This is a genomic window from Acuticoccus sediminis (genome assembly GCF_003258595.1).
GTDB classification, from domain to species: domain Bacteria; phylum Pseudomonadota; class Alphaproteobacteria; order Rhizobiales; family Amorphaceae; genus Acuticoccus; species Acuticoccus sediminis.
The window spans coordinates 18,102-41,471 of record NZ_QHHQ01000002.1 but is presented as its reverse complement, the minus strand read 5'-3'; the positions used below and the strand labels follow the sequence as shown (position 1 = coordinate 41,471).

General features: G+C 65.4%; 27 protein-coding genes. 2 read left to right on the top strand and 25 right to left on the bottom strand.

Annotated features, from left to right (window positions below; genetic code table 11):
* Positions 1 to 7: 7 nt before the first annotated feature.
* From DLJ53_RS08470 to DLJ53_RS08400, 14 genes are all read right to left on the bottom strand, one after another.
* The gene (locus DLJ53_RS08470) at positions 8 to 289 is read right to left on the bottom strand and encodes a VirB3 family type IV secretion system protein (RefSeq protein WP_111344290.1); all 282 of its coding nucleotides are present in this window, start codon (positions 287 to 289) and stop codon (positions 8 to 10) included.
* A complete protein-coding gene (locus tag DLJ53_RS08465) occupies positions 289 to 621 on the bottom strand; it encodes a TrbC/VirB2 family type IV secretion system protein (RefSeq protein WP_111344288.1) in 333 nt (110 codons plus the stop codon). Before DLJ53_RS08465 ends, DLJ53_RS08470 begins: the two co-directional genes overlap by 1 nt.
* Positions 602 to 1,627 (bottom strand): P-type conjugative transfer ATPase TrbB, encoded by a 1,026-nt coding sequence (trbB, locus tag DLJ53_RS08460; RefSeq protein ID WP_111344286.1) that lies wholly within the window; start codon positions 1,625 to 1,627, stop codon positions 602 to 604. The genes DLJ53_RS08465 and trbB overlap by 20 nt, the downstream gene beginning before the upstream one ends.
* Before the next feature lie 597 nt (positions 1,628 to 2,224).
* On the bottom strand, positions 2,225 to 2,656 hold the full coding sequence (locus DLJ53_RS08450; protein WP_111344284.1) for a CopG family transcriptional regulator: 432 nt from the start codon (positions 2,654 to 2,656) through the stop codon (positions 2,225 to 2,227).
* Positions 2,657 to 2,659: 3 nt separating this feature from the next.
* Positions 2,660 to 4,648 (bottom strand): conjugal transfer protein TraG, encoded by a 1,989-nt coding sequence (locus tag DLJ53_RS08445; protein ID WP_111344282.1) that lies wholly within the window; start codon positions 4,646 to 4,648, stop codon positions 2,660 to 2,662.
* A gap of 235 nt (positions 4,649 to 4,883) precedes the next feature.
* Positions 4,884 to 6,623 carry a relaxase/mobilization nuclease domain-containing protein gene (locus DLJ53_RS08440; protein WP_111344280.1) on the bottom strand — a complete coding sequence of 580 codons (1,740 nt, stop codon included), beginning with the start codon at positions 6,621 to 6,623 and terminating at the stop codon, positions 4,884 to 4,886.
* 243 nt (positions 6,624 to 6,866) lie between these two features.
* On the bottom strand, positions 6,867 to 7,634 hold the full coding sequence (locus DLJ53_RS08435) for a lytic transglycosylase domain-containing protein (RefSeq protein ID WP_111344278.1): 768 nt from the start codon (positions 7,632 to 7,634) through the stop codon (positions 6,867 to 6,869).
* 3 nt (positions 7,635 to 7,637) lie between these two features.
* Positions 7,638 to 7,973, bottom strand: coding sequence for a DUF736 domain-containing protein (locus DLJ53_RS08430; protein WP_111344276.1), 336 nt, complete (start codon positions 7,971 to 7,973; stop codon positions 7,638 to 7,640).
* 48 nt (positions 7,974 to 8,021) lie between these two features.
* Positions 8,022 to 8,567: a S26 family signal peptidase gene (locus DLJ53_RS08425; RefSeq protein WP_111344274.1), complete on the bottom strand. Its 546-nt coding sequence runs from the start codon at positions 8,565 to 8,567 to the stop codon at positions 8,022 to 8,024.
* Positions 8,564 to 9,085: a DUF2840 domain-containing protein gene (locus DLJ53_RS08420; protein WP_111344272.1), complete on the bottom strand. Its 522-nt coding sequence runs from the start codon at positions 9,083 to 9,085 to the stop codon at positions 8,564 to 8,566. The genes DLJ53_RS08425 and DLJ53_RS08420 overlap by 4 nt, the downstream gene beginning before the upstream one ends.
* Positions 9,082 to 9,333: a ribbon-helix-helix protein gene (locus DLJ53_RS08415; protein ID WP_111344270.1), complete on the bottom strand. Its 252-nt coding sequence runs from the start codon at positions 9,331 to 9,333 to the stop codon at positions 9,082 to 9,084. The genes DLJ53_RS08420 and DLJ53_RS08415 overlap by 4 nt, the downstream gene beginning before the upstream one ends.
* A complete protein-coding gene (gene parA, locus DLJ53_RS08410) occupies positions 9,330 to 9,983 on the bottom strand; it encodes a ParA family partition ATPase (RefSeq protein WP_111344268.1) in 654 nt (217 codons plus the stop codon). Before parA ends, DLJ53_RS08415 begins: the two co-directional genes overlap by 4 nt.
* Positions 9,980 to 11,107 carry a replication initiator protein A gene (locus DLJ53_RS08405; RefSeq protein WP_111344266.1) on the bottom strand — a complete coding sequence of 376 codons (1,128 nt, stop codon included), beginning with the start codon at positions 11,105 to 11,107 and terminating at the stop codon, positions 9,980 to 9,982. Before DLJ53_RS08405 ends, parA begins: the two co-directional genes overlap by 4 nt.
* 18 nt (positions 11,108 to 11,125) lie before the next feature.
* Complete coding sequence (locus tag DLJ53_RS08400; RefSeq protein ID WP_111344264.1) at positions 11,126 to 11,407, bottom strand: helix-turn-helix transcriptional regulator; 282 nt, start codon at positions 11,405 to 11,407, stop codon at positions 11,126 to 11,128.
* Between the two features lie 255 nt (positions 11,408 to 11,662).
* On the opposite strand from DLJ53_RS08400, the gene DLJ53_RS08395 reads away from it, so the two are divergent.
* A complete protein-coding gene (locus tag DLJ53_RS08395) occupies positions 11,663 to 12,052 on the top strand; it encodes a YybH family protein (RefSeq protein WP_111344262.1) in 390 nt (129 codons plus the stop codon).
* Positions 12,053 to 12,178: 126 nt separating this feature from the next.
* Here the strand turns inward: DLJ53_RS08395 and DLJ53_RS35740 are convergent, their stop codons facing one another.
* The 6 genes from DLJ53_RS35740 to DLJ53_RS08370 form a co-directional block, all read right to left on the bottom strand.
* Positions 12,179 to 12,646 (bottom strand): DUF2285 domain-containing protein, encoded by a 468-nt coding sequence (locus DLJ53_RS35740; RefSeq protein WP_244935043.1) that lies wholly within the window; start codon positions 12,644 to 12,646, stop codon positions 12,179 to 12,181.
* Positions 12,597 to 12,929 (bottom strand): transcriptional regulator domain-containing protein, encoded by a 333-nt coding sequence (locus tag DLJ53_RS36645; RefSeq protein WP_425320961.1) that lies wholly within the window; start codon positions 12,927 to 12,929, stop codon positions 12,597 to 12,599. The genes DLJ53_RS35740 and DLJ53_RS36645 overlap by 50 nt, the downstream gene beginning before the upstream one ends.
* A gap of 125 nt (positions 12,930 to 13,054) precedes the next feature.
* A complete protein-coding gene (locus tag DLJ53_RS08385; RefSeq protein ID WP_111344258.1) occupies positions 13,055 to 13,318 on the bottom strand; it encodes a DNA -binding domain-containing protein in 264 nt (87 codons plus the stop codon).
* A gap of 122 nt (positions 13,319 to 13,440) precedes the next feature.
* On the bottom strand, positions 13,441 to 13,701 hold the full coding sequence (locus tag DLJ53_RS08380) for a helix-turn-helix domain-containing protein (protein ID WP_111344256.1): 261 nt from the start codon (positions 13,699 to 13,701) through the stop codon (positions 13,441 to 13,443).
* 185 nt (positions 13,702 to 13,886) lie between these two features.
* Entirely contained in the window at positions 13,887 to 14,207 is a 321-nt protein-coding gene (locus DLJ53_RS08375) for a DUF736 domain-containing protein (RefSeq protein ID WP_111344254.1), read from the bottom strand.
* Between the two features lie 580 nt (positions 14,208 to 14,787).
* Entirely contained in the window at positions 14,788 to 15,225 is a 438-nt protein-coding gene (locus DLJ53_RS08370) for a hypothetical protein (RefSeq protein ID WP_111344252.1), read from the bottom strand.
* A gap of 207 nt (positions 15,226 to 15,432) precedes the next feature.
* On the opposite strand from DLJ53_RS08370, the gene DLJ53_RS08365 reads away from it, so the two are divergent.
* Positions 15,433 to 15,705, top strand: coding sequence for an antibiotic biosynthesis monooxygenase (locus tag DLJ53_RS08365; protein WP_111344250.1), 273 nt, complete (start codon positions 15,433 to 15,435; stop codon positions 15,703 to 15,705).
* Positions 15,706 to 15,907: 202 nt separating this feature from the next.
* Here the strand turns inward: DLJ53_RS08365 and DLJ53_RS08360 are convergent, their stop codons facing one another.
* The 5 genes from DLJ53_RS08360 to DLJ53_RS08340 all read right to left on the bottom strand — a co-directional run bounded on the left by DLJ53_RS08360 (position 15,908) and on the right by DLJ53_RS08340 (position 23,278).
* Complete coding sequence (locus tag DLJ53_RS08360; protein WP_111344248.1) at positions 15,908 to 16,831, bottom strand: DUF2493 domain-containing protein; 924 nt, start codon at positions 16,829 to 16,831, stop codon at positions 15,908 to 15,910.
* A gap of 322 nt (positions 16,832 to 17,153) precedes the next feature.
* Complete coding sequence (locus DLJ53_RS08355; RefSeq protein ID WP_111344246.1) at positions 17,154 to 18,218, bottom strand: DUF7146 domain-containing protein; 1,065 nt, start codon at positions 18,216 to 18,218, stop codon at positions 17,154 to 17,156.
* Positions 18,218 to 22,558: a strawberry notch family protein gene (locus DLJ53_RS08350; RefSeq protein ID WP_111344244.1), complete on the bottom strand. Its 4,341-nt coding sequence runs from the start codon at positions 22,556 to 22,558 to the stop codon at positions 18,218 to 18,220. The genes DLJ53_RS08355 and DLJ53_RS08350 overlap by 1 nt, the downstream gene beginning before the upstream one ends.
* Before the next feature lie 94 nt (positions 22,559 to 22,652).
* Positions 22,653 to 22,871 (bottom strand): DUF6117 family protein, encoded by a 219-nt coding sequence (locus tag DLJ53_RS08345; RefSeq protein ID WP_111344242.1) that lies wholly within the window; start codon positions 22,869 to 22,871, stop codon positions 22,653 to 22,655.
* Positions 22,868 to 23,278: a hypothetical protein gene (locus DLJ53_RS08340; protein ID WP_111344240.1), complete on the bottom strand. Its 411-nt coding sequence runs from the start codon at positions 23,276 to 23,278 to the stop codon at positions 22,868 to 22,870. The genes DLJ53_RS08345 and DLJ53_RS08340 overlap by 4 nt, the downstream gene beginning before the upstream one ends.
* Positions 23,279 to 23,370: the final 92 nt, after the last annotated feature.

Sequence of the window (23,370 nt, the reverse complement as noted above, 5' to 3'; positions counted from 1 at the left end):
CTCCGCTTCAGACGGTCAGATGCGCGGGAATGCGCAGATGGCGGCGGCCGACCTCGACAAAGAGGGGATCGCGCTTGGCGGCCCAGACAGCTGCGAAATGACCGATCGCCCAGATCGCGATGCCAACCAGCCAAAGCCGCAATCCGAGGCCGACCGCACCAGCGAGCGTGCCGTTCATGATGGCGATGGCGCGGGGCGCGCCGCCCAACAGGATCGGCTCGGTCAGTGCCCGGTGAACGGGCACGGAAAAGCCGAGCAGTTCTCCGCCCTGGTCATCCGCACCCGCCATCAGACCAGCGCCCCGCCGCCGAAAGAGAAGAAGGACAGGAAGAAGGAGCTCGCGGCGAAGGCGATCGACAGGCCGAAGACGATCTGGATCAGGCGCCGGAACCCGCCCGACGTGTCGCCGAAGGCCAGTGTCAGGCCGGTGATGATAATGATGATGACGGCAAGGATTTTGGCGACCGGACCCTCGATGGATTCGAGGATCGACTGAAGCGGTGCCTCCCAGGGCATGGAGGAACCGGAGGCATGGGCGGCAGACGCCATCATCAAGGTAATGACCGCAACCGACGTTACGGTCGTCAGTCTCTGACCGGCGTTATGCAGGGTCTGGTTCATGGGAGCGTTCCTTTGCGGCTGGGTTGGAAAGGGCTGTGTCGAGAGCCTCGACAGCGGCCACGACGCGGTAGTCGCCATCGGGGCCGAGGCCTTCGATGCGGGCGAGCTCGGAAAGACGACGGGCGGAACCGCGTCCCGACAGCACCGCCACGAGATCGATGGTCTCCGCGATCAAAGCGCGCGGGACGGTGACGACGGCTTCCTGGATGAGCTGTTCGAGACGGCGCAGCGCGCCGATCGCCGAGCCCGCATGGATTGTCCCGACGCCGCCCGGATGCCCAGTGCCCCAAGCTTTCAGGAGATCCAGCGCCTCGCTGCCGCGTACCTCGCCGATGGGAATGCGATCGGGGCGCAGGCGCAGGGACGAGCGGACGAGATCGGAGAGCGAGGCGACGCCGTCCTTGGTCCGCATGGCGACGAGGTTGGGCGCAGCGCATTGCAGCTCGCGCGTGTCCTCGATGATGACGACGCGGTCAGAGGTTTTCGCGACCTCGGCCAGTAGCGCATTGGTGAGCGTGGTCTTGCCGGTCGAGGTGCCGCCGGCGACAAGGATATTTGCGCGGTTCGCGACGCCGGCCCGTAAGGTGATTGCTTGCTCGGCCGTCATGATGCTGGCGGCGACATAATCGCTGAGGGTGAACAAGGCGACAGCGGGCTTGCGGATGGCGAAGGCCGGCGCCGCCACGACCGGTGGCAGAAGCCCCTCGAACCGCTCCCCCGTTCCGGGCAATTCGGCTGAGACACGCGGGCTTCCGGTATGGACCTCCGCGCCGACATGGTGGGCGACCAGCCGGATGATGCGCTCGCCGTCCTCTGACGACAGGCATTCGCCCGTATCGGACAGGCCCTCGGATAGGCGGTCGATCCAAAGCCGTCCGTCGGGGTTCAGCATCACTTCGACGATGCCGGGGTCTTCCAGGAACGCCGCGATGGCGGGACCGAGCGCGGTGCGCAGCATCCGCGCGCCGCGAGCCATCCCTTCCGATGTGTGAGACGAACTTGCCATTTGATCCCCGAGCTTCTGCGGGGACAATTCAGATGATCCCCATGCGGGGACGATTAAAAGAGCCTGATTTAGAGCTGATTCAACAAGTATTTAACGTCGTAGTAGCATAGCGTGCAAACACAGGAAAATGGCGGCGAGTATACCAAGGCAAGCACCATCCTCCCAAAATGAGAAAGGGAGTTGCATCATGCCGAAATTCATCACGATCGGATATGGCGATCAGGCCGGCTATGACCGGACGCAGGCCGTCAGAGATGCAGCTCACGCACAGGATGCAAAGCTTGTTTCGGAAGGTGCTCTGATGCTGATGGGGTCGCCGGCACCCCGATGCGGGTGCGCAATCCGCATGCCGCGGGTTTGGAAACGCGGGACAGCCCCTTCATCACGTCCGGCTTGCTGATTGCCTGATTCGCCGTGATCGAAGCCCGCGAGCTGGAAGAGGCTGTCCAAAAGCCTCGCGTGCTCCGTGGCTGTCGAGCAGGCGTGGTCCAGGTGTGGCCGCTGAAATAGCCATGGGCCGATGGAAGCGGTGTCAGTTCCGACTGCTGGCGAGGCAGTGGCGATGTTAGTCGAGGATGCCCAGCAGGCGCGCCCGCCCTATTCATCGCCTGGGGCGCCGACATCCTCGGAAATCTCCTGCCGGAGTTTCGGTCCCTTGGCGAGACGGCGGCCAAGCGCAGTGATGAACGCCTCATAGCGTTCCCCAGCCTTGGCGCGTGCGGCCTGGGCGGCCGGTTCCGGCAGGGCCGGCGTTGTCGCCAGCCAGAAGCGAATGAAGATGGCCAGCGTCTCGACGGAGATTCCAACGTCCCGCTCAAGGCGAGACAAGCGGCGGTCGAGTTGATCCAGCCGCTTTGCGACGACGGCCTCACGTCTTTCGGCGTCGTCGGGTGACAGGAAGGAGGCGATCGCCGCCTCCGCGATCATCGACTGCGTTTGCTCTCGGCGCGCCGCATAGTCTGCCAGCATCGCCATGATGTCCGGGTCGAGATAGACGGAGATCTGTGTCTTCTTCCTGCGGCCAGGCATTGGCTAGAGTTCCATCCCGTCCTTGGAGTCGAGTGAGACTTGCCGTGCGACGCGTTGCATCGTGCGGGTCATCCGGCTGTTGCGAGCAGTTTCTTCCTGATCGACATCGACGGGATCGATCTCGAATTCGTTCTCGAGCGGCTCCTTTTTCTCGACGGATCGGGTGCGGCGAAGCTCCGGCTGGTGCCGCCGTTCGGAACCGGTGGTGTCGTCCTCCTCGTCGTCAGCGCTGCCCAAGATGGCGGCCTCTAGCGTCGGCTTCGGCGGCAATGGCAGCGCTGTCCATTCGTCATCCCCGGTCTCGACGGGCTCTGCCTTAGACGGTGGGGGCAGAATGCGATCCTGGAAGCGCCGGTCCTCGTAATAGCGGACCTTCTTCGCGCGGATCGGCGAGGTGCCGGCGACCATGACGATTTCGTCGGCGGGTGGAAGCTGCATGACTTCGCCAGGCGTCAGCAGCGGCCGTGCCGTTTCCTGCCGCGATACCATCAGGTGACCAAGCCAGGGCGAAAGCCGGTGGCCGGCATAGTTCTTCATCGCGCGCATTTCGGTTGCCGTGCCGAGGGCGTCCGAGACGCGCTTGGCGGTGCGTTCGTCATTTGTCGCGAAACTCACTCGGACATGGCAGTTGTCGAGGATCGAATTGTTCGGCCCGTAAGCCCTTTCAATCTGGTTCAGCGACTGGGCGATCAGGAAACTCTTGAGACCGTAGCCGGCCATAAAGGCGAGCGCGCTCTCGAAGAAGTCGAGACGCCCGAGCGCGGGGAACTCGTCCAGCATTAGCAACAATTTGTGCCGCGCTGTCCTGGCCTGCAGGTCCTCGGTGAGCCGCCGGCCGATCTGATTGAGGATGAGGCGGATGAGCGGCTTGGTGCGATTGATGTCGGACGGCGGCACGACGAGATAGAGCGTCGCTGGACGCTTGCCGCCGACCATATCGGTGATGCGCCAGTCGCACCTCCGCGTGACCTTGGCGACGACGGGATCGCGGTAGAGGCCGAGGAACGACATGGCGGTGGAGAGGACGCCGGAGCGTTCGTTGTCCGACTTGTTCAGTAGTTCGCGCGCCGCGCTGGCGACGACAGGGTGCGGGCCTGCTTCGCCGAGATGCGTCGTCTTCATCATGGCGGCGAGCGTGGATTCGATCGGGCGCTTCGGATCGGACAGGAAAGCGGCAACGCCGGCGAGCGTCTTATCTGTCTCGGCGTAGAGGACATGGAGGATGGCGCCGACCAGGAGCGCGTGGCTGGTTTTCTCCCAGTGATTACGCTTTTCCAGCGAGCCCTCGGGGTCGACGAGGATGTCGGCGATGTTCTGGACGTCGCGCACCTCCCACTCGCCGCGTCGAACCTCGAGCAGTGGATTGTAGGCCGACGATTTCGGGTTGGTCGGATCGAACAGCAGCACGCGGCCATGCCGGGCGCGAAAGCCTGCCGTGAGCTGCCAGTTCTCCCCCTTGATATCGTGAACGATTGCCGAACCCGGCCAGGTCAGCAGCGAAGGGATAACCAGGCCGACGCCCTTGCCCGAACGCGTCGGCGCGAAACACAGGACATGCTCCGGTCCCTCATGGCGCAGATAATCTTCCCTCAGCTTGCCGAGGACCACGCCATCGGGTCCGAGCAAGCCGGCAACCTTGACCTCCTCCGGTTTCGCCCAGCGCGCCGATCCATAGGTGTCGACATTCGGCGCCTCACGCGCGCGCCAGACGGACATGAGGATCGCCACCGCGATGGCGAGGAATCCGCCGGAGGCAGCGATGATGGCGCCCTCGATGAAGATCGGCGGGGCATAGGCGTCGTAGAAATACCACCACCAGAAGAAGGCCGGCGGATGGTAGATCGGCCAGCCTGATATCTCGAACCAGGGCGCGCCGAGCTGGGCCTGAAAGCCCAGACGCCAGGCCGTCCACTCCGTCGCCGCCCACGTTGTGGTGAGGACGATCGTGAAGATGATGAGGATTTGGCCCCAAAGGATTTTCGTACCCGACATAGCTCATGATCCACGCAAATACGGGTAGGCTGAGGAGCGCGAACGAAACAGACAAGCCGGTTCCCTCTCAGGTCGCAGGAATGGCGGCTCGCGGATAAACAACGGCGCATCGGGTCGAAGGGAACGGCACTGCATCCATGGGCGCAGTGCGTCGCGCACGCCCGTTCGCAGGATTGCCGCCTATTGGCGGGATGTCGGCGATACCGGACACAGCAAGCCTTCACTGACCCCGTGCTCACCTGCCCAGCCCCCGCTTGCGGCCAAAGCTCCAATCGATGCCACCGTCGCCGCGCGCGACTCCCGAGATGTGGCGGCCGAGATGCTTCTCCATCGAGGGCGTCCAGGGCACGAGCTGGAAGCCGAGGCCGTCATCAATCATCGCGAAGCGTCCGGAGGCGAGCGACAGGCGCTGGCGATACGTGCCGGCGACATGTTCGCCGGTGGCTGCGCGCTGGAAGGACTGCCCGGACTGAGCCGCCATTTTCTCTCCCAGTTCCTCAACCTCGCGCCTGCGAAGCGTGTCGATGAGGTTGCGGCTGAAGACGATCCGACGGCCCTGCCGCTCGGCGAAGCCTTCCCCGATGAGGTGATCGACCCGCCTGTCGAGGGCGCCGCGAACCTCCGCGCCGAACCCGTTTTCGGAGAGTGCGGCAGGCTCGCGCGCGATGTTATGCCGGTCGAGCCAGGTCGCGCCTGACGCGGTCACCTGCCGTTCGATATCGAGATCCGAGCGTACCGCGAGCGCCACGCGGCGCTGGCCGCGGGAATCGTCATAGGCACGCAGCTCGACGATGGAGCCCGGCGCGCTGTCGCCGGCGGCGTTGAGATCGGCGAGCTTGATGTGGTGACTCCGTCCATCGACGCCGTCGACCACGGCGTAGGCGGTGCCTTTCATCTCGTCATCGAGCCCACGCTCGACCAGGCGGCCGACGATGGGCGCGTCGAGGCTTTCGGCCACCAGCACATAGTCCGCCGATCCGCGCTCGATGCCGCGCTCGGTCAGCGCGCGGTGCATGCGCTTGATGATGTCGCGGCGCTCGCCGAGCTCTCGCAGCGTCGCCTCGGCCTTGTCGCCGATCACCCACTGACCGGGGCCGACCTGCTCGGCCAGGCCAAGCGTCTCCAACTTGCGCAGGCGCCCGACCTTCGGAGCATGGAACTCGTCCGGCCGCTCGCCCGCCTGTGGAGCAAGGTCGATAACGCCGCTGCGCCGGCCATCGCGCACGAGTTGGCGGTCTAGTTGCGTCCAGCGCTCAGTTTCGATCTGGCTTTCGAGTGTCCGGCGGATATCGAGGTCGGTGCGAAGGCCAAGCTCCTGGGTGATGAGATCGCGCGCCCGGTCGCGCATCCCTTCCTTGATGTAGTCCCGCGAAATCACGAGGTCTTCGCCATCGTCGCGCAAGCCGCGCACGATTAGATGGACATGCGGGTGTTCGGTGTTCCAGTGATCGACGGCCACCCAGTCGAGCTCGGTGCCGAGATCCTTCTCCATCTGTCCAACCAGATCACTGGTGAAGGATCGCAGGTCGGACATTTCCAGCGCATCGTCGGGCGAGACGATGAAGCGGAAATGATGCCGGTCGTCCTCGCAGCGCTCGGCGAAGGCGCGGCCATCCGCCTCGTCCTCTCCCGGCCCAAACAGCCGCGCCTTCTCTCCGTCCCGGGTGACGCCATCGCGGCGCAGATAATCGAGATGCGTGCCGAGCGGCGCGGCGCGGGCGGAGTGCCGCACGACGCGCGCCTTGACGAGAGCGCCGCGCGAGCGCGCCGTGATGTGGCGATTGGCCTGGATGCTGGCGCGCTGGCCATGGCCGAAGCGCGAGCGGCTGCCGGACGTGACGCGCCCGGATCGCGAGACACCGCCGCCCGCCTTCTTCGCGGCCGCCAGCGCCTGGGCGATGAAGGGCCGCGCCGCCTGGGCTCGCGTCGAGCGGATGCGGCCAGGTCGGATGCGGAACTCGCGGTCATCGACCATGGCATCGCTCCGCAATGTGCGGAAAACCCAACAAATCTAGAATGTTGAACGCTGGGCGCACATTGCGGCGGAGATGGGCAATGTGCGAAACGCGCCAGAAAAACCTACAAAAACAACCGACCGACCGGCGCGCAATGTGCGCCCTTTTATCCTGCCATCGGTCGGTTGTGGCGGCTGCCGCTCCCACACTCGCCCGCCATGACACGCCAGAGCCCGCTATCATGCAAAATGAGCTGGTACACGTCATGGGGCGTCCCTCGGCGCGTTCTGTACGACGAACATCGTCTTCGGATCGGAAGAGTCCTCGGCGTGATGTTGCACCGGCACGGAAGCGGAGTTGCGCGCCGATGGCTTCTCGGTAGTGCGGTCTGCGGCCATACGACGGTCGTTCGAGCGCGGAACGAACAGCGGTGCTTCGCGCCAGTCCGGTGGCGGCGGCGGTCCGGCCGGGGCGTTCACCGACTGCGTTGCGACACCCAGCGCTGGCGCAAGCTGATTGACATACGCGCGGGTTTCGGCGGGCAGCGGCCGACCTGTGGCAAGGTGTTCGTCATAGCGATCAGGTCCCGCATTGTAGGCCGCCAGCATCGCCGGGATTGTGCCATAGCGGTCGTACATTTCGCGCAGATATGCCGCGCCCGCAAGGATGTTGTCGCGCGGATCGAAGGGATCGGATCCGAGGCGATATCGAGCGCGCAGGTGATCCCAGGTCGCCGGCATGACCTGCATCAACCCCTGCGCACCAGCGTGTGAGATGGCGTGCGTATTACCCGCGCTCTCGGCGCGCATGACGGCGACGATCCAGCGTTCGGGAATGCCGAAGCGTTGCGCCGCCTCCGCAACAGGTGCGTCAAAGGGATGATCGGCCTCCTGCTGCATGGTGGGCACCGGCTGAGCATATACGCCGCCGCTCTCGATCAGGCCGAGAGACAGGCCGGAAAGGAGAAGGAGGGCAATGCGGCCGCGATGGCCGCACCGCCGCAGTGCAGAAGGGAAGTGGGCGACGGGCATGGATCAGTCCTGCTCGTCGCGTTTCTTCGGGCGAGTCCAGTGCAAGCCCCAGTCGCGTCCATCCTCGTCCGACTGGAACAGTCGGGCGCGGACCGGAAACGGAAAGGCAGGGTCGTCGAGGACGACGGAGATATAGGTGCCGGCCCGTTCGCCGGTATGTTTCCAGCCGGCACCGACCTCGGGGCCGGTCTCGTCGCCGAGATGAACCCGATAGGCGGGCGCATTCTCGCTGTCGGCATTATCGGCGGTGACGAAGGTGAGTTCGCAGTCGAACGAGAGCGAGCGGATACGTCCGGCATAGCCGGTTGGCGTGCGGGTGAACTGACCGATCTGGGGCATTGTGAACTCCTCTTTGGTTGCGGTGGGTTTGCGGAAAGGCGCGCGTCGTCACCGCGTCCGCGCGCGCCAGACGAAGCGGCCGTTGCCGTCCTCGTCGGTGTAGAGAGGGATGGCCCGGCCGATGACGGTCGTGGCCGGAAGCGGGCCGAAATAGCGGCCGTCCAGACTGTCGGGGACTTGCCAGTTCATGAGGAAGAGTTCGTCGTCGGCAACGACGCGGCAGCCGCTCCAGACAGGCAACGGGCGGTCGAGCCGATCGTGGTCGAGCGCCTTGCCCATCGCGATCCCGTCGACCGTGATGGTGCGGCCGATCCGGCATATACGCTGCCCCGGCAGGCCGAGGACGCGCTTCAGGATGGGCACGTCGCGGCCGATATAGCCGCGCTCGACCATGAAGCCCTCGAGCGGGTCGGGTGGCATCACCGCAACCAGATCGGGAACTTCGAGGCGTTCGGCCGGATCGATCCGATATAGCCCGATGGGTGCGCTGGCCGACACGTTCCAGACGAGCCTGGTCGATGTCGGAACGACGGCGGCCGCGGCGACACCTATGGCGGCGAAATACGTCAGCATGACATAGCCGAAGCGGGTCATTGCTCGATCTCCCGCCGCTTGAGCCAGGCCTGATGGCGGGCTAGCGTGTAGGGACGCGGCTCCTGGCCGGCGCTCATCCGGTGCGCCACATGACGCCAGTGATCGGGTGCGGCGTCGCAGGGATCGACGCCGGCGGCTTCCACCGCGTCGATGTGCTGGAGCACTTTTTCGACCTTGGGCCAGCCTTCGATCTTGAGCAGGATTTCGCCGCCGGGGCGCACGAAAGGCAGCGTCTGATAGGCAGCGCCTGGTGCGACGGCACGCACGATGTCGATGCGCGAGATGACGGTGCCATAGTCGTTGGCCGCCCATCGCACGAAGGCGAAGACGGCGCCGGGACGGAAGGAGACGACGCGCCGGCGGCGGTCGATGATCCGCTCGCCGGCCTCGCGCCCGAAGCGAATCCAGTATTCGATCCGTTTCTCGATCCAGGTCAGTTCGACATGGGTGAGCGCATCGGAATTGTGGGCAGACGGCATCGGGCCGCCGCCAACGCGGGGGGCCGCGGTGCCGGTCATGAGGGGTCTCCTTCGTCTGTCGGGAATTCACGGGCGAGCAGGTCGCGCAGCATGTCGGCAACGGTGATGCCGCGCTGGAACGCGGCGATCTTGATGCGGCCGCGCAACTCGGGCGTGATGTCGATGGTCAATCGCGCGGTGTAGCCGGCTGGCCTGCCGTCGCGAGAGGCGGCATTAGCGGATTTGATCCACTGCTCGGGATCGGCGGGTCTGGCGGCGAATGCGCGGCGGCTCGGACGATCGCTCATGGCGAGGGCTTTCCGGCGACGATGCGGGCGATCTCATCGGCCAGGGCGGTGATCTCGCGCGCGGCCGCCGCGGCATTGTCGATTTCGGAGACCAGGCGGCCGGTCTGCGCGGCCACCGCGAAGGCGATGCGCTGCCCGACGGTGGCGGAGAGAACCGGCGGATCGTGATCGGCCAGCGCCTCGGCCGTTTCGCGTGCGAGTACGGTGCGCGCCGCGCATCGATTGAGGACGAAACGGCCGACGAGTTCGGGCCGATAGACGCGTGCCTCGTTGACGAGCGCCAACATCTCGGCCGACGCCCAGCCATCAAGCGGCGACGGCTGCACGGGAATGAGAACGAGATCGGCGGCGAGCAAGGCCGAGCGCATCAACCCGGCGACGCGCGGCGGGCCGTCGATGACGACATGATCGGTGTTGCGTGCGAGCTCGGGAGCCTCGCGATGGAGCGTATCGCGTGCCAGGCCGACGACGCCGAAGCGGCGCGGAAGGTGTTCACGGGCACGCTGCTCGGACCAGTCGAGGGCCGAACCTTGTGGATCGGCGTCGATCAGCGTGACGCGATTCCCGCGCCGTGCCCATTCGCCGGCGAGATGCAGGGCGAGCGTCGTTTTGCCGGTGCCGCCCTTCTGGTTGAGTAGGGCGACGATCATTGCTTGCCTCCCGAGCTATCGGCGAGAGGCAGCGTCGGTGTTCCTGAGGACGTCGCGGAAGCGTTGGCGCCACGCCCTTTCGAGGCACCTGGCGCAGCGTCTTGAACGATGTTTTCCACATCGCGCTCGCCCTCTACAGAGTTAGATTCTTTGTTAGACTCTAAGTTACGGGCGCGATTCTGCCTTTCCGCTCCAGACCTTAGGTCTGATTTGGGTTCCGGATAGCACGAGCCTCGAGTTCCTGATGGCACGATAGTGCGGGTTCCCGATAGCACGACGCCGTCCACAGGGTTCCCACAGGCCGGGACCGGCTCGAAGGCGAGCAGCGTGCGGCCGCCCGCCTCGACTTCGAGAAAGAGCGTGTAGCCAGGCAGCGGCTGGCGGCGGACGATATGGCGCAGCTCGAAAGCGAAGCGCTTGTAGGGCGACAGGCTGCCGGATTTCTGATGAAGATGGCGGAAATCGAAGCGCCAGCCCCTGCGCTGGCGACCACCATGCTTGCGCACCAGGCGATAGAGCCAGCGATCGAGCCCGCCGGTCAGGCCGAAATAGGCGCGGTCGATGGTCAGAACGAGCCCGTCGTCGAGCACGGCGCGATAGAACCAGTCCGGCACGATCAACTCGATGCCGTCCGGCCGGCCTTGGTGGTCGGTGCGCTCCTGCCATTCGTTGATCCAAGAGAACCGGTGACGCCGGCCTTCGCTTGGCTGCCGGATCGAAGTGGAAACGGTGGTGGACTGGAGACGGTCGAGGGCAGCCTTGAGGCGCTGGTAGTCGCGCATCGACGTGCCGCGGCCGACGAAGGTCAGGATTTCATAGGGCGTTGCTGCCATCAGGCGCGACGTGCCAAATCCCGCATCGCGCGCCTCGACGATCTGGCTTGCAGCCCAGATCAGGATATCCGCATCCCAGATGGTCGCCATGCCGTGGTCCGGCACGGCCTCGACGCGGATCGAGACGCCGCCGGCGGAGAAATCGATCGGCGCGATGCGATGGGATTTGGACAGGGAGAAGAAGGGATAGGCCATGAGATCCTGCGCATCTCGTGGCGCGAAGTCGCCTGGAAGCGCCCGAAACAGATCGAGCTGTCCACGCTCCGACAGGGATCGGCGTCGCGCCGTCATTCACGAACCTGCTCGCGCTCAGCGTGCGTGGCGGCCAGGTTGCGGACTGTCAGGGAGCGTCTGGGGCTTCGCGGGCAACACACGCCCGCGTGGGTCCGAGGTGGACGTTACGGCGCCGCGCGCTGCCCAGGCTTCGAGGTCATCGACCGAATAGACGACGCGGCCGCCGAGTTTTCGGTATGCTGGACCCGTTCCGTAGGTGCGGTGTTTCTCCAAGGTGCGTGCGGACAGGCTGAGGAATTCAGCGGCTTCCTTCGTGCGCAGGAAGCGCGGTGGCAGTGCGGCTTGATCGGTTCGCATGGATAAGGCCTCCGTGGGGTAGCCGGTGACCGCTGCGGTTCAGCGGCGAATGGCGACCACGGTGGCGGAGAAGGAACGGCGCGAGGGAGTGCGAAGATCTCCGAAAAAGTTCGCACCCGTCCGAGCGTCGAGGTTCATCGAGTCAGAGGGGTATCGGCACCCGTAGCGTCTCAGTTAGAAGTTCCGCTTGGCGGGGTAGACTCTGGGCATCTCACAACTGTTCACCCCGTGGTGGTGGCTTAGATGGAGGCCGAGATGACAGAAGACGAACGAGCGATCCGGCAAGTCGTTGCTACCTGGATGCAGGCGAGCCAGTCCGGTGATACGGCCACAGTGCTCTCACTCATGACCGAAGACGTGGTTTTCATGGTTCCTGGCCAGGAGCCGTTTGGCCGAGAAGGTTTTGAGGCAGCCGCCAGCCAGCCCAGCGCGGCCCGACCGCAGATCGACGGGACCAACGATATTGTCGAAATTCAGATCCTGGGAAGCTGGGCGTTCACGCGCAATCGGATCGACTTAAATATTACGCCGCCGACCGGCGAGCCGGTACGGCGCACCGGCTGCACCCTGACACTGTTCCGTAGGGAAGCCGACGGCCGCTGGAAACTTGCGCGTGACGCCAACCTCCTGATGGAGAAAAGCTGAGGTAAAGGCCCTAGGAGGGTGGGAAGCCGAGATTCGAACTGAGACGCGACCCAACGCCCGCGCCTTTCAGCCCGGAGCAATGGCAGTGCTCGACGTATTGGGCAGACGTACTGGCTCTGGCGTTTATCAGGCTCGGCGTTTGTGGAGCAGCGTACGGTAGCCGCCGGCCACAAGGTCGAATCCGGTGCGTGCCCGGCGCATCACGACGTCGCGCAACGGCATCGATTTCCACAGAGTTGCGCTTTCGCGCTCTGCGCTGAACACGGCCTCCGCTATGTCCTGATATGTGGCGCCCGCCCGCCGGCCATCGATCGCCCGAAGCATTTCGATGAGATGACGCCTGCGTTGGGCGGTGAGGCGCGTATCTGGTGTCGCCCGGTGATGGACGAGAGCATCGCGGAAGCGAAACAGCGCATCGACGCGATCATGGAGAAGCGGATCGACGGGCGTGGTGACTGCCACGGTGCCGCGTGGTGCCTTGCCGTCAAGGGCAATGGCAGAGAAGCGCTCACCGGCGAGGACGAAGCGGAGATAGAGGCCCTCTTCAGCCGATCTGGCGCTGATCGGATCGACGGCGATCGTCGCCGTGATCAAGCCTGGTACGACTACCGGCGCCAGAATGACTGCGGCCGGATCGACGGCGGGGCTCCAGAAGATGTCGGCGCTCGTGGCGGGTAGGTCCGGAGGTATCGGGAAAGCGCAACCCCCAGTGCGCGTTCAGCGCCGCTACGGCTCGGTCGTCCAACGGATCTGAGGCCGCGATGTCCCGCTGATAGTCGGAATTGCGCCGGAGGAACTCCCAAGCGAGTTCCGCCGAGTTCAGGTCTTTCAGGTATCGATAAGTCTCGGCGTTTCGCCAATTCCCCTGCGCCACCATGCCGATTTCCTCCCCGCGCCTATGCAGTGGGTCCGCATGTCCTTGGAAGATCGCGGCAAAATTGAATTCTGGATAGCGGGGCAACCGACATATCGCGATGCGATCTATGCATCACCCCCCGGCGTCTAGTGGTAGGCGGACCGCAGGAGGTCGCGGTAACCGTTCTCCGTCATCCACCGGGCACGGGCAAGATGGGTTTCGTGAATCCGCATGGCGCGTTCGGGTTGTTTATCGGGATCGAGACCGAAGACCACGCGAACGACTTTACGCCAATGTGCAGCGTCCGCCTCGGCGTCGAGCAATCGCAGGTAGGTCACGACGTGGGCGCGATCATAGTCTGTCAGATGCTCACTCTTCGGTGGTTCATCCAAGAAATCGGCTTTGCCCATGTGCACTCCTGTATCTCGGCGCGGAGCCGCAACTGGCTATGGTTAACGCACTCTCACCTGGATTGTAGAGGGGCACCGCGAAATCACTGTGGCGAAGACAGGCGCCATCGGCAGGTTCTTTGTCAGGCCGACGTTTTCTGATCCTGCCTCGCCGCAGCATGAACGATCATCACCCCTTCGCCTCGGTCAGAGTTCAGGAGAACAACGCCATTGGCTTCAAAGGCGCGGCGAACCTGATCGCTTGTGCTCTCGTACACCCTCAGATCGTTTTCCGATTCGAGGCGCTTGAGAGCGGTCAGCGATATTCGGGCCTTGTCAGCGAGCGTCTCCTGCGTCCAACCCAGCAACGCGCGCGCGGCCCGCGATTGTCGGGCGGTGATCATGCATGATCACCTCCTACAGTCACGAATGCGCACGCCAGAACTACGGCTATTTTAGTCGTTCTTGGCGGGATTCGCTACCGAATTCTCGTTATATTGCGGGTTGAAGCCGGAAAGTCGGTGGACTGATTCGGTTGCCCGACGGCGTGGGCCCCGCCCGGACCTGCCGGGCGGGACCTCGCCGGACCTCACTCGCCGTTGCGGCGGGTGGGACGGGACCAGATAAGGCTGTAACCGCCATCCTCGTCGTCGAAGAGGTTGGCGTAGATCGGAGCGGTGAAGCTCGGATCGTCGAGCTTGAGGCCGAGATAGTCGCGGCCCTCGTTCGACTGCTTGGACCAGGCTGCCCCGATCTCGGCGCGGCCGACCAGGACGCGGTGGCTGGGAGCGTTCTCGCTGGTCTGGTTGGTCTCCGGGACGATGCGGACGTTCTTGGCCTGCACGTTGAGGGTGACGATTTCGCCGGTGTATTCGTTGCCGGACTTTTTGAAGGTGCCGATGGTCGCCATGATTAAGTCTCCTTGATCTTGAGTTCGAGCCCGCACCATGCGGCCTCGATGGCGATCGGAGAGGCCGGAGGCGATCGACGGCGCATCGCTTGCGACCGGAGCATCAGCGGAGGATGGCGGCCGGGGAACTTTCTTGTCTCGCGAGGAATGACGGCGCAGCCGGCAGGGGAAGAAAGTTGACCGGCGCCATTGCGGCAAAGGCGATCGAGGCGCAGCCGGCCTTCGGCCAGATCAGCCCATTGAAGAGGCCGTATGGAGCGGTCGGCTGTCAGGATCGTTCGAGGAGAACATGGCGATACCGTGCGCTCAAGCTCCTGTCCGCCGAAGGAACACAAGTCGTCCCCTGCCCTGCAGGCCAGACTGCATCGTATCCGGCGCCGCCGGCGGACGTGGACTCCCAGCCATCCTCGATCATCCCCGGCTATGCTGTTCGGGGCGCTTGCGTCATGCCGCACGTGGGCACCGATCCTCGGCCGCACCTCGTCGGTCCGGTACGTACCGCGCGTCTGCTTCCCAGCCGTCGATGTGGGCGCGGCGGAAGATCTCGGCCTTCCCGTACCGGCTCGGCCTGCGACGGCGTTCAGAGACTTGCGGGGTTCTGCCCGGCGGGTTCGGGTGCGGCCATGGAGGTCACGCGCATGAACGCGGTGATACCGACCGCCACCGCGCCGATCACGGAAAAGACGGTCTGCCAGGTTTCCGACGGCATGAGATGTTTGACGATGCCGTGCGTGGCGTGGAAGCCGGCGATCGCCGCCGGCGCGACGAAGGCGAGCGCGACGGCGAGTTTCATCCACATGGGCCGTGCGAACAGGATGAGGAACTGCGCGATGCCGAGCACAAGGCTCGCGCCGACAAGTCCGACAAGGACGCTGCCCGGCAGGCCCGCGCCGGTCTGATAGGCCCACATTCCGGCTGCCACGCCGCCGAGCGCAGGTAGAGCATAGGTGGCAAGCGTGAACAACAGCCAGCAGATGGCGCCAATCGCAGCGATAGATCCGAGGATTGCAATAATCATGGTGGCGTCTCCGTAAGATGAGGTTCGAACGGTCGCGCCTCCACCACCACCACGGCGCGGTCAGAAGTATATCACAGTCGCGGTTTACCTTCGAGCGTAGAAGGGCTGCTTCGAGGTCAATGTGCAGTATGCTGGAGCTGCTATCGGACTTGTGTGCGTTACGGATCGACTGCGAGCAGGTGTACACCATGGAAAGGAGTAACGATCATGATTGTCACGGTAGCTAAAGTGACCGAACTTGATCGGTTTCTGGAGATTTTTCGAACCTTGGGTGCTGACAAGCGTAGGGAGCACGGATGCCGGAGTGCCCGCGTCTACATCGACCCGGGCGACGCTCAACGGGTTTGGTCGATCTTCGATTGGGACGACAAGGACTACGCTGGGTTTCTCGCGGACCCAGAGATCCCGGCTATCGCGCGACAGCTCGGGCTGCAGGACCCGCCGGTTCACGCTGATGCTGCGATCGAACTTGACGCATGATCGCGTCGCTGGGCGAGACTTCAACTTGGCGCTTCTCCCTATTGCGGCTCCGCCGGTACGGTTTGATGATCGGCGAGAACGCCGCGTACTTTGGAGGCAGTCGGCTCGACGAACATCCGCGCATCGTTGGTCAGAGTTCAATTATTCGAGCTGTGAACCCGTACGATGGCTTCAGTTCCGCTGAGCTACCAGACTGAGCGGTTCATGCGAACCGCCACACCGGGATGCCGAGCTTCCTGGCCTTGTCGGCGAGGTTCTCCTGGATGCCGGTGCCGGGAAAGACCATGACCCCGATGGGAAGGACATCGAGCATCTGGTCGTTGCGCTTGAACGGTGCGGCGCGGCCATGCTTCGTCCAGTCCGGCGCAAAGCCGATCTGCGGCGCGTTGCGGTGATCGGCCCAGCGGGCGGCGATCTTTTCGGCGCCTTTCGGTGACTTGCCGTGCATCAGCACCATGTCGGGGTGCTTGGCATGGACCTGGTCGAGTTTGTCCCAGATCAGCCTGTGGTCGTTGAAGTCGAGCCCGCCGGTGAGAGCGACCTTCGGACCATCGGGCAGGAGCACTTGTGCGTCGGCGCGTTTGCGGGCGGTGATAAAGTCGCGGCTGTCGATCATGGCCGACGTCAGCGCGCGATGGTTGACCCGTGATCCGGTTCGCGGTGACCATGGCGTGCCGGTGGTGCGCAGATAGTGCTCGGCAGCGCTGTCGCGGAAGACTTCCAGGCTGTCGCGGCGTTCGATGAGGTTCTTGCCGACCTCGATCAGCCGCTCGAGCTCAACGGCTTTGACTTCCGAGCCGTCCTGTTCGCGCTGCCGGCGCTTCTGCGCCTGCTCGTTGTCATCGAGCTTGCGTTCCACCCGGTCGACGGCGCGGTGAAAGCTGTTGACGGTCGACCAGAGCAGGTCGTCGAGGTCGAAATCGAGCGCTGTGTCGGCCATCGTGGCGATCAGGGCGTCGAAGATGTCGGAGACGGCGCCCTCGATGGTGCGATCTTCAGGCACGGGTCTCGGGTCCGGCGTGCTCTCGTCGTGGCGATAGCCGTAGAGCTGCAGTTCGCTCAGAGCGTGGTCGGTCGGAGAGGCTTCGTGGTGGGGCTCGAAGGTGTCGTCGTCTTCATGCACCATGGGGATGCTCCCTTTGTCGGTTGGCCGCGCCCGCCGCGGCCTTCATGGCGCCGCAAGACGGCGGGCGGGCCGGGCCTGCATCCGGGAGCGACAGCGGACGGGCCGAAGCGGGAGCGGAGGATGGCGGAGGCCGGCGATTTTGCTTCGCGATGGAAAGGCCCGCAGGGCCGCCGGAAAATCGTTGGCCGCAGCCATTGCCGGACCGGGCCGCCTGCCGTCCGGTCGCCCTCTGAAGAAGGCCGGGGCGCGGCCCTCTGCGACATCGATGGGAGAGCCCGCGTGTGACGACGGTGACACCGACGCTCACCATGCCGCTTCCCGTTCAGGCCAACTGAATGGTCTTCTGAAAGCGTGCGACATCCTGCGGGGCGAGTTGGACCCGAACCGATGCGGTGAGCGCATCCAGTCCGCGCAGCCGCAGATCCTCGTTGAGATCGCCCAGCATCGGCGCGACGGTCAGCGTCTCAATCCCCTCGGCCTCGGCGCGTTCGCCCAAGCTGTTACGCGCCTCTTCGCCTGCCGGATCGTCATCGCACACGATATAGAGACGGCGCAGCGTGACCGGGAGTGCGAGGGCGGCGAGATGGGCGGCTGAAAGCGCTGCCGCCATCGGCATGTCGGGCAGGACGCATCGCAGCGATAGCATGGTCTCGATACCTTCGCCCGCCGCCATGACCTCGTCCGCCACGCCGAAGCGCACCGCATTGCCGAGCAGGTCGCCCATTGCCCGTCGCGGCGTCTCGATCGGCGCCTTGCCGAGCCTCGCCTCGCTGAACCCGTTCGGATCGAGCCAGGTTCGATGTGCGCCGGTCTGGTGTCCATCGAGATCGGTGACGGAGGCGATCAGCGCTGGCCAGGTCTCCGTCGGCGCATGCTCATCGGGCCGGTAGTAGCAGCGAGGATGGAATCGCAGCGATCCGGCTCCGTGCAAAGCCGTAACGCCGCGATTACGGAAATACGATTCAGCAAGCGTGCCCGAAATCGGCCGGGCCATTGAGAACAGCCGCTTGGCTGCGAGCGGCGAACTTGTTGGTGCGGGTGTCTTCCGTCCACATCGTGGTGCGGACTCCGGTTCGGGATGCGGTAGAGCGAGGAACCGCCGCGCCTCGTCGGCAACGTCCTTGAATTCGACAAGGCCGCAGCTCTCGCGGATGACATCGAGAAGATCGCCATGCTCGCCGGTGGCGGCATCGGTCCATTTGCCGGCCGCGCCCTTGCCGGACTCGGGGCCGACGAGGCGCACGAACATCGAGCGTCCCGGCGTGTTGCGAACGTCACCGACCATCCAGTAGCGGCCCTCGCGCCGTCCGGCAGACAGGTATTCGCGGCATACCGCCTCGGCCTGCCGGCCGAGACGGTGTGCGAGTTCGGATGCGTAGCGGGTCATTATGCAGCCTCCCGCTCGGCGATGCGCTCAATGGGAAACCGCTCCAGCAGCCTGGCGAGAATCGCGGGGCCGGAGTTGTCGGTCGGGACGAACAGTCGGAGCTTCCAGGAAATGATCTCGCCAAACAGGCCATAGGCCTTGAGGCGGTCGCGCATCGTGTCGGCGAAGCCGGTGAGCTCGATGCGGTTCGCGCCCATGACGCGGGCGCGGCGAAGCTGCAATCCCTCGGCAAGGTCGAGGATCGTGCGGCCGTCCATCAGCGCGGCGAAGGCATCGTCGGGGGCGAGCGCCGTCGTGCCGGTTGTGGTGGCGGTCGCGGCCCAGGCCGGAGAGACCTTGCGGCCGATGATCCGCTCGCCGTGATCGGTCTGCAGACGGTAGACCCGCGTCGACTCGTTCGGCAGGCGCTTCCAGATCGGCAACAGGAGGCCGGCGACCATGTGAATGGTGCTGTCGGTGAACTCGGGCACCGATCCGACTTCCGCCTCCCAGGCTCTGGTGAACGTGGTGCGGTCGGCCTCCACCCAATGGGTGTCGCCCATCATGGCAACCGGCACGTTGGTCGCCTCCATCGGCCGGATCAGGCGCACCCGCCGTTCGACCGAGCCGTCATCGTTGATGAGGCTGGTGGTGGGGACGCGCACCGCCGCGCGCCCGGAGCGCTCGTTGACCAGTGGGCAGGCGCGCGGATCGGTCAGATTGTCGAGCGCGTCATCGAGCGCGACCGGGCGGTTGCGCTCACGCTGGGCGATGGTCAGCAGTGTCGTCACCGCGCCCGTCGCGGCATGGGTATGGATGGGCTGGCGCTCGAGAACGGTGAAGCGTTCGGCGCGCAGTGTCTCCAGCCCGACGTCATAGGTGCCGCTGGCGATGGCGCCTTCGATCCGCGCCGCGAGAAGCTGCTCGAAGCGCGCGAACAGGGTGTTCTGCAGATTGATGGTGAGCGCCAGGAGCCGGTTGAGGAAGGTGGTGATCGGCGGCAGATCGTCCTTGATGCCGGTATCATCCGTCAGCTTCAGTCCCGTCGACGTCTCGAAGGTCTGGAGCGAGCAGCCTTCGACGTTGCCGGCGACGATCAACAGATAGAGCCGGCGCAGCGCGTCGCGCGCATAGGGGCTTTCGAGATTGTCCTCGGCGCGGAACAGGCCCTGACCGCCGGTCTGGCGCTGGCCGCGCGTGATGGCACCGAGCGTGTCGAGGCGGCGGGCGATCGTGGAGAGAAAGCGTTTCTCCGCCTTCACGTCGGTGGCGACCGGCCGGAAAAGTGGCGGTTGCGCCTGGTTGGTGCGGTTGGTGCGCCCCAGGCCCTGGATCGCGGCATCGGCCTTCCAGCCCGGCTCCAGCAGATAGTGGACGCGCAGCCGCCGGTTCTTTGCCGCGAGGTCGGCATGATAGGACCTCCCGGTGCCGCCGGCGTCCGAGAAGACCAGGATGCGCTTGGCGTCGTCCATGAAGGCGGCGGTCTCGGCGAAGTTGGCGGCGACGGCGCGGCCTTCGACGACGAGACGGTCGGCCGTGGCGCCGGCACCCGGCTTGCGGACGATGCGCCGCGAGCGGCCGGTCACCTCGGCCACCTGATCGGTGCCGAAGCGCTGGATTATCTGGTCGAGCGCGCCGGGCACCGGCGGCAGCGAGGCGAGCTTGTCGATCAGCCGGTCCCGCCGGGCGACAGTTTCACGGCTCTCGACGGGCTGGCCGTCGCGGAACACCGGCCGCGAGCACAGATTGCCCTCGCTGTCGGTGAAGGGCTCATAGAGCTGCACCGGGAAGGAATGCGCCAGATAGTCGAGCACATATTCGCGCGGCGTGATGTCGACCTGGACGTCGTTCCAGTCCTCGGTCGGAATTTCGGCGAGCCGCCGCTCCATCAGCGCTTCGCCGGTCGAAACGATCTGGATGACGGCGGCATGGCCAGCTTCGAGATCGGCGTCGATGGCGCGGATCAGCGAGGGCGTCTTCATCGCCGTGATGAGGTGATTGAAGAAGCGCTGCTTGGCGCTCTCGAAGGCCGAGCGGGCGGCGGACTTGGCCTGCGCGTTCAGCGTGCCCTCGCTGCCCGTGACGTTGGTCGCCTGCATGGCTGCGTCGAGATTGTTGTGAATGATCGCGAACGCACCGGCATAAGCGTCATAGATGCGCCGCTGCTCGCCGGTGAGCTGGTGCTCGACCAGCTCGTATTCGACACCTTCATAGGAGAGCGACCGGGCCCGATAGAGGCCGAGCGCCTTCAAATCGCGCGCCAGCACCTCCATCGCCGCGACCCCACCATCCTCGATCGCCTCGACGAATTCGGCGCGGGTAGCGAAGGGGAAATCCTCGCCGCCCCACAGGCCGAGCCGCTGGGCGTAGGCGAGGTTGTGGACCGTGGTGGCGCCGGTCGCCGAGACATAGACCACGCGCGCATCGGGCAATGCGTGCTGCAGGCGAAGCCCGGCGCGGCCCTGCTGCGAGGCGGCCTGGTCACCCCGTTCGCCCTTCGATCCGGCGGCATTCTGCATGGCGTGGCTTTCGTCGAAAACGATCACTCCATCGAAGTCCTTTCCCAACCAATCGACGATCTGCCGGACGCGCGAAACCTTCGATCCGCGCTCGTCGGAGCGCAGCGTGGCGTAGGTCGTAAAAAGGATGCCTTGCGAGAGGCGGATCGGCGTGCCCTGGCGAAAGCGCGAGAGCGGCGTGACCAGGAGTCGTTCCTGTCCGAGCGCCGACCAGTCACGCTGCGCGTCCTCGATCAGCTTGTCGGATTTGGACACCCAGACCGCGCGGCGGCGGCCCTTGAGCCAGTTGTCGAGCAGGATGCCGGCGACCTGGCGGCCCTTGCCGGCGCCTGTGCCATCGCCGAGGAACCAGCCGCGCCGGAAGCGCACGGCTCCGTCGTGATCGTCGGCGGCCGCGGTGACGACATCGCAGGTCTCATCAACGGTCCAGGCGCCGGCGAGATGCTGGGCATGGGCTTCGCCGGCATAGATCACGCTTTCGAGCTGGGCGTCGGACAGAACGCCATCGGCTATGAGGTTCGGCGGCAGATGCGGACGATAGCTCGGCTTTGGCGGGGCGACCGAGGCCATGGCCGCCGATTGCACGAGCTTCGTCGGATGCGCCTGTGACCCGGGAATACGGACCGACTGAAGCGCGTAAGCCTCATAAAGCGCATCGGTGAGCCGCGCGCCTTCCGGCGGTGTCCAATCGACGGTCTCGTAGGTGAGTTCTTCGCCCTCCGGCGCGGACAGGATCGGCGCCGGCGTGGTATCGACCCGCCTGGAGATCGCCCCGTTCAGGGGAGCCGGGCGGTTCACATGCACGGAGCCTGTCGGCAGCGTCACGGGCGGACGCGGCGGCATTAGCGCCCGGACCCAGGCGAGCAGCGTGGCCGCATCGGCGGCAACGCCGGGCGATGCCGGGAACACGGTCGGATCGTCGGCTGCGATCTTGTCGATCACTGTCAATCGCGTGTCGATGGTCGTGCCGTGCCGCGCGTAAACCGCGCCATCGATGGCGGCTGTGAAGGCGACGCGCCCGCTTCCTTGAAGACCCACGAAGGCATCCCGCCATCTGGGCGCATCGGGCGCGAAGCTCGCGCCGGTGATGGCGACGAGCCGTCCGCTGGGCGCCAGGCGCGCCAGCGCCGAGGCGACATGGCGATAGGCGGCGTCGGCCATGCGTCCCGACACGTTTGCCATTGCCGAGAATGGCGGGTTCATCAGCACGACGCTGGGCACGATAGCGGCGTCCAGATGATCATCGATCTGGGCCGCGTCGAAGCGCGTGACGGATAGAGCCGGAAAGAAAGAAGACAGGAGATCGCCGCGTGTCTCGGCGAGTTCGTTGAGGCGGAGGGCGCCTCCGGCGATCTCGGCGAGAACGGCGAGCAGGCCGGTGCCGGCGGACGGCTCCAGCACGATGTCTTCCGCCGTGATGGCGGCGGCGGTCGCCGCGGCGAAGCCGAGCGCGAGCGGCGTCGAGAATTGCTGGAAGGCCTCGCTCTCTTCGGAACGCCGTGTGTGCGACGGCAGAAGATCGGCGATCTTTGCGAGCAGCGGGAGCGCGGCGGCCGGAGATCCGGCTTTGCGCAAAAGCGCCTTTCCGTATTTGCGCAGGAACAGGACCGCCGCGCCCTCGCAGGCATCGTAAGCTGTCTTCCAGTCCCAGGCGCCATCGGTGTCGGAGCCGCCGAAGGCGGTGTCCATCGCGGCGCGCAGGGCCGGCGCATCTATGCGGCGACCCTGTTCGAGATTAGGCAGAAGAAGACGGGCAGCCTCGGCCAGGACGGGCGTGGAATTGGCCGGGGCGAGCGGTTGGGCGGCGCTGGCGAGCGCCGCCGTCGAAGCGAGCTGTGTCATGGAGGGAACCTCGGGAGAACGGGAACGGGCGAGCCGGCCGGCGCTCTCTCTCGGACCGAACCGGCTCAAACCCGTCCCGGCCAACCTCTCCCTCTCACGGCTCGGGCGGCAGATAGGCGTCGTAGGGGTTGCCCTCGGCGAGATGCCCGAACGGCGTGAAGAGGAATTCCTCGCCGTCCCGGCCGACGGCGCAGACGACGTAACGCGGGGCGCCCGTCGCGGCGTCGGTGCATTCGAGCAGCGCGAGATTGCCGTCGGCGGCGGCGCGCAGCAGCGTCTGGAAATTGGCGCGGGCATGGTCGGGAATGCTCATGGCCGGCCTCCCTCGATCGTATCGTCGAGCCAGCCATGCGTGCCGATCCATGCTGCCGTGTCGCGACGTCCGAGATCGAGCACATGCGCTCCGCCGCCGAAGGCGTCCACCCGCGGACGCGAGCAGGTATTGGCCCATTGAAATCCCCAGCGACCGGTGAGCGCGAAGGCGTCGGCGCAGCGCAGGACGAAGTCGATGACGCATTGCGGATCGCCGGTGCCGTCGTCCCGCATCCAGAGGTTCGAGCCTCTGTGGGCGGGATCGAGCGACAGGAGAAAGCCATCGGAGGGCGGGTCTTCCGCGGCGCCTTCCGCACAAAGGTCATTGAACAAATCCAGCGCGCGGGCGGCGTTGTCGGGCGTGCCAACATCGAGCAGGCAGGAGAAGTGCGTGAAATAGTCAGCCATGTTGGGCTCCTGAAACGAGGAAGCCCGGCGCGATGGCCGGGCGTTGATCGAGATTGGTGGGAAAGAGCGGCGGGGCGGCTGGAGCCGCCCCG

Coding starts and splice junctions, on each gene's coding strand:
- DLJ53_RS08470 (WP_111344290.1), bottom strand. CDS start 289: ATGGCGGGTGCGGATGACCAGGGCGGAGAACTGCTCGGCTTTTCCGTG.
- DLJ53_RS08465 (WP_111344288.1), bottom strand. CDS start 621: ATGAACCAGACCCTGCATAACGCCGGTCAGAGACTGACGACCGTAACG.
- trbB (WP_111344286.1), bottom strand. CDS start 1,627: ATGGCAAGTTCGTCTCACACATCGGAAGGGATGGCTCGCGGCGCGCGG.
- DLJ53_RS08450 (WP_111344284.1), bottom strand. CDS start 2,656: ATGCCTGGCCGCAGGAAGAAGACACAGATCTCCGTCTATCTCGACCCG.
- DLJ53_RS08445 (WP_111344282.1), bottom strand. CDS start 4,648: ATGTCGGGTACGAAAATCCTTTGGGGCCAAATCCTCATCATCTTCACG.
- DLJ53_RS08440 (WP_111344280.1), bottom strand. CDS start 6,623: ATGGTCGATGACCGCGAGTTCCGCATCCGACCTGGCCGCATCCGCTCG.
- DLJ53_RS08435 (WP_111344278.1), bottom strand. CDS start 7,634: ATGCCCGTCGCCCACTTCCCTTCTGCACTGCGGCGGTGCGGCCATCGC.
- DLJ53_RS08430 (WP_111344276.1), bottom strand. CDS start 7,973: ATGCCCCAGATCGGTCAGTTCACCCGCACGCCAACCGGCTATGCCGGA.
- DLJ53_RS08425 (WP_111344274.1), bottom strand. CDS start 8,567: ATGACCCGCTTCGGCTATGTCATGCTGACGTATTTCGCCGCCATAGGT.
- DLJ53_RS08420 (WP_111344272.1), bottom strand. CDS start 9,085: ATGACCGGCACCGCGGCCCCCCGCGTTGGCGGCGGCCCGATGCCGTCT.
- DLJ53_RS08415 (WP_111344270.1), bottom strand. CDS start 9,333: ATGAGCGATCGTCCGAGCCGCCGCGCATTCGCCGCCAGACCCGCCGAT.
- parA (WP_111344268.1), bottom strand. CDS start 9,983: ATGATCGTCGCCCTACTCAACCAGAAGGGCGGCACCGGCAAAACGACG.
- DLJ53_RS08405 (WP_111344266.1), bottom strand. CDS start 11,107: ATGACGGCGCGACGCCGATCCCTGTCGGAGCGTGGACAGCTCGATCTG.
- DLJ53_RS08400 (WP_111344264.1), bottom strand. CDS start 11,407: ATGCGAACCGATCAAGCCGCACTGCCACCGCGCTTCCTGCGCACGAAG.
- DLJ53_RS08395 (WP_111344262.1), top strand. CDS start 11,663: ATGACAGAAGACGAACGAGCGATCCGGCAAGTCGTTGCTACCTGGATG.
- DLJ53_RS36645 (WP_425320961.1), bottom strand. CDS start 12,929: ATGGTGGCGCAGGGGAATTGGCGAAACGCCGAGACTTATCGATACCTG.
- DLJ53_RS08385 (WP_111344258.1), bottom strand. CDS start 13,318: ATGGGCAAAGCCGATTTCTTGGATGAACCACCGAAGAGTGAGCATCTG.
- DLJ53_RS08380 (WP_111344256.1), bottom strand. CDS start 13,701: ATGATCACCGCCCGACAATCGCGGGCCGCGCGCGCGTTGCTGGGTTGG.
- DLJ53_RS08375 (WP_111344254.1), bottom strand. CDS start 14,207: ATGGCGACCATCGGCACCTTCAAAAAGTCCGGCAACGAATACACCGGC.
- DLJ53_RS08370 (WP_111344252.1), bottom strand. CDS start 15,225: ATGATTATTGCAATCCTCGGATCTATCGCTGCGATTGGCGCCATCTGC.
- DLJ53_RS08365 (WP_111344250.1), top strand. CDS start 15,433: ATGATTGTCACGGTAGCTAAAGTGACCGAACTTGATCGGTTTCTGGAG.
- DLJ53_RS08360 (WP_111344248.1), bottom strand. CDS start 16,831: ATGGTGCATGAAGACGACGACACCTTCGAGCCCCACCACGAAGCCTCT.
- DLJ53_RS08355 (WP_111344246.1), bottom strand. CDS start 18,218: ATGACCCGCTACGCATCCGAACTCGCACACCGTCTCGGCCGGCAGGCC.
- DLJ53_RS08350 (WP_111344244.1), bottom strand. CDS start 22,558: ATGACACAGCTCGCTTCGACGGCGGCGCTCGCCAGCGCCGCCCAACCG.
- DLJ53_RS08345 (WP_111344242.1), bottom strand. CDS start 22,871: ATGAGCATTCCCGACCATGCCCGCGCCAATTTCCAGACGCTGCTGCGC.
- DLJ53_RS08340 (WP_111344240.1), bottom strand. CDS start 23,278: ATGGCTGACTATTTCACGCACTTCTCCTGCCTGCTCGATGTTGGCACG.